Source organism: Xanthobacter sp. BG11Y11_SDJG (genome assembly GCF_057364445.1).
In genome coordinates this window covers 1-3,767 of record NZ_JBNFNU010000407.1, presented here as the reverse complement: position 1 = coordinate 3,767, position 3,767 = coordinate 1, and the positions used below count along the sequence as shown (strand labels likewise).

General features: G+C 69.9%; 1 protein-coding gene and 3 pseudogenes. 3 read left to right on the top strand and 1 reads right to left on the bottom strand.

Features of this window, described 5'->3' with window-relative positions; genetic code table 11:
* Both AC2W7M_RS21780 and AC2W7M_RS21775 read left to right on the top strand, forming a co-directional pair.
* Window positions 1-1,313, top strand: a pseudogene (locus AC2W7M_RS21780) (aminopeptidase family protein P); the annotation flags it as partial.
* A 151-nt stretch (window positions 1,314-1,464) separates the two neighbouring features.
* Window positions 1,465-1,616, top strand: a pseudogene (locus tag AC2W7M_RS21775) (DUF3309 family protein).
* A gap of 150 nt (window positions 1,617-1,766) precedes the next feature.
* Here AC2W7M_RS21775 and aptA read toward each other — a convergent pair.
* On the bottom strand, window positions 1,767-3,134 hold the full coding sequence (aptA, locus tag AC2W7M_RS21770; protein WP_486134859.1) for an omega-aminotransferase AptA: 1,368 nt from the start codon (window positions 3,132-3,134) through the stop codon (window positions 1,767-1,769).
* A gap of 159 nt (window positions 3,135-3,293) precedes the next feature.
* Here aptA and AC2W7M_RS21765 point away from each other — a divergent pair.
* Window positions 3,294-3,767: pseudogene (locus AC2W7M_RS21765) on the top strand (hypothetical protein); the annotation flags it as partial.

Sequence of the window (3,767 nt, the reverse complement as noted above, 5' to 3'; positions counted from 1 at the left end):
CGTGCGCATGCTCGACCTCCGCCATGGCCGGCGAGGAGACCGGGCGCCAAGTTGCGCCGCGGTGCGCGAGGCGCTGGGCGCGCCAAGGTGGACGGCCTGTTGGTGTCCGATCCCCACGCCGCCGCCTGGCTGTTCAACATCCGCGGCGCCGACGTGGCGCACACCCCGCTGCCGCTCGCCTGGTCCATCGTGCCGGCCGAGGGGCCGCCGCTGCTGTTCCTGGAGCGGACGAAGCTGTCCGACGCGGTGCGGGACGCGCTGGAGGCGGTGGCGCATCTCCACCCGGTGAGCCACCTCGATGACGCCCTCACGGCGTTCGCCCGCGGCCGGCGCGTGCGCGTCGACCAGGCCACCTGCCCGGTGCGGCTCGCCGGCCTAATCGAGAAGGCGGGCGGCGCGGTGGACAAGGGAGCCGACCCCATCGCCTTGCTCAAGGCTCGAAGAACCCGGCCGAGATCGCCGGCATGCGCGCCGCCCATCTGCGCGACGGCGTGGCGCTCGCCCGCTTCCTCGCCTGGTTCGACGCGTGCGCCCCCGCGGGCGGTCTCACCGAGATCGACGCGGTGGAGGCGCTCGAGACCTTCCGGCGCGAGAGCGGGGAGCTGACCGACGTCTCCTTCCCCACCATCGCCGGGGCGGGGCCGAACGGCGCCATCGTCCATTACCGGGTGACCCGCGCCACCAACCGCGAGATCCGCCCGGGCGACCTGTTCCTGCTGGATTCCGGCGCCCAGTATCCGGACGGCACCACCGACATCACCCGCACCCTGGCGGTGGGCACGCCCACGCCGCAAATGCGCGCCCACTACACGCTGGTGCTCAAGGGCCACCTCGCCATCCGGCCCGGCGTGTTCCCGCAGGGTGTCGCCGGCGCCCAGCTCGACCCGTTCGCGCGCCAGTATCTGTGGGCGGCGGGCCTCGACTTCGACCACGGCACCGGCCATGGCGTGGGCGCCGGCCTGTCCGTGCACGAGGGTCCGGCGCGCATTTCCAAGCTCGGCCACGTGCCGCTGGCGCAAGGCATGATCCTGTCCAACGAGCCGGGCTATTACCGCGAAGGCGCCTACGGCATTCGCATCGAGAACCTGATCCTGGTGGAGCCGCGGGAGGTGGCGGGTGCCGAGAAGCCCTGCCTCGGCTTCTCCACGCTGACGCTGGTGCCCTATGCGCGCGCGCTGATCGAGCTCGCGCTCCTGGACCGCGGGGAGCGCGACCAGATCGACGCCTATCATCTTTGGGTGCGCGAGGCGCTGACGCCGTATCTGGAGGGCGCCGCACGCGATCATCTGGTGGACGCCTGCGCCCCTCTGTAACCGGAACCATTTCGCCCCGCCGGCGTTGATGGCGCCCGAACAGGCGGGATGTTCCGCAGGCTGATTTTCGCCAAATTTCGACGCCGCCAGGAACCGCAAAGCTCATGGCGACGTTTTCCCCTTCCGATTTACACGGCAGGGAGCGGATTAAATGTCAACAATCCTGATCGTCATCCTGGTTCTTCTTCTCGTCGGCGCCCTGCGACCTGGGGATACAGCTCCGGTTGGGGCTATGGCCCGGGTGGCATCGTCGGCGTGTTGCTGATCATCGTGATCGTACTGGCGCTGACAGGACGCCTATGACCCCATGAAAACGGGCGGAAGCGCTGCGCTTCCGCCCCGTCGTGCGGCCCATCGCCCGTCCTGCCCGATCGCGGCAGGGCGGGCGATGGGCGTTTTGCGGGCACGGTCTTTCGGCGCGAGGTCCCGTGCGCCGGGACCTCGCCGTCAATCTCACATCACCTTCTCGATCACCCGGCCGACCTTGCCGATCAGTTCGTCCACCTGGTCGTTGGAAATGATGAGCGGCGGGGTCATCACCACCGTGTCGCCGGCGGTGCGGATCATCACGCCCTCCTCGTGGAAGGCGCGCTCGATGGCCTCGTAGCCGCGCTGGCCGGGCAGACCCTCGCGCGGCGGCAGATCGATGCCGGCGGTGATGCCGACGGTGCGGATGTCGAGCACGCCGGGCTTGTCTTTCAGGCTCATGACCGCATCCGCCCAGGTGGGCTCGAGCGCCTTGGCGCGGGCGAACAGGTCCTCGTCGCGGTAGAGATCGAGCGTGGCGAGGCCGGCGGCGCAGGCCAGCGGGTGGGCCGAATAGGTGTAGCCGTGGAACAGCTCCACCATGTGCTCCGGCCCCTTCATGAAGGCATCGTGGACATGCTTGCGGGCGATCACGCCGCCCATGGGCACGGCACCGGCGGTGATGCCCTTGGCGAAGGTGATGAGGTCCGGCTGCACGCCGTAGCGCTCGGCGGCGAAGGCGTATCCGAGCCGGCCATAGCCGGTGATGACCTCGTCGAAGATCAGCAAAATGCCGTATTTGTCGCAGATCTCCCTCAGGCGCTTCAGATAGCCCTGGGGCGCCGGGATGACGCCGGTGGAGCCGGCCATGGGCTCGACGATCACCGCGGCGATGGTCGAGGGATCATGCAGGCCGACGATGCGCTCCAGCTCGTCGGCGAAATGCGCGCCGTATTCCGGCTCGCCCTTGGTGAACGCCTGGTTCTTGCGGTCGTAGGTGGTGGGCAGATGGTCGACGCCGGTCAGCATGGTCCCGAAGGTGCGCCGGTTCGCCACCATGCCGCCCACGGAAATGCCGCCGAAGCCCACGCCGTGATAGCCGCGCTCGCGGCCGATCAGGCGGGTGCGCGAACTGTTGCCGGTGGCATTGTGATAGGCGAGCGCGATCTTCAAGGCGGTATCCACCGCCTCGGAGCCGGAATTGCAGAAGAACACGTGGTCGAGGTCGCCCGGCGCCAGCGCCGCGATGCGGCTCGCCAGCCGGAACGCGCCGGGATGGCCGAACTGGAAGGTGGGGCCGAAGTCCAGCTCACCGGCCGCCTTCTGGATGGCGGCGACGATGGGCTCCCGGTTGTGGCCCGGATTGGTGCACCACAGGCCCGAGCAGCCGTCCAGGATGGCGCGGCCGTCGGGCGTGAAATAGTGCATGTCCTTGGCGCTGGCGACCACCCGGGGGCGCTTCTTGAAGGCGCGGTTCGACGTGAAGGGCATCCAGAACGCCTCAAGATCGTTCGGCGCCATCTGCCCGCCGGAAGAGCCGTCCGCTCCGCCCACCGCCATATCGTCCAATGCCATGACACCTCTCCTTACCCGCCGGGCGCTTCGTGAACGCCCACCGGCGCGCAGCGGCGCAAGCTAGCAGCGCCGCCGCCGCGAGGAAACCGCCCCGCGCGCGGACCCTTCCCCCTTGCCAGCATGGCTGATCTGGCGGAAAACAACATGACGATGGGGAAGATGGATCATAAGGCCGCCGCGAGCGGCTCCGGTCGGCGCGGCGACGAGGTCGGCGGCGGCGCAGGCGCGCCCGATGCCGACCAGGTGCGCGGCGCGCTGGAGCGCGTGCTCGCCTCGGCAGAACTGTCCGCCTCGCCGCGCCTGTCCGCTTTCCTGCGCTACGTGGTCGAGACATCGCTCGACGGCCGCGCCGAGGAGATCAAGGGCTATACCATCGCCGTCGAGGCGCTCGGCCGCGCCCCGTCATTCGACCCCCAGACCGACCCCATCGTCCGTGTCGAGGCCACCCGCCTCAGGCGGGCGCTCGATCATTTCTATGCCGCGGCGGGCGCCAGGGAGCCGTTGCGCATCCTGATCCCGCGCGGCAGCTACGTGCCGGTCTTCGACTGGCGCGAGAGCGAGGCGGCCGCGCCTCATGCCGAACCCGAGAGCGCCGACGCGCCCCAGAGCGGCCCGCCGCCCGGTGCCGCCGCG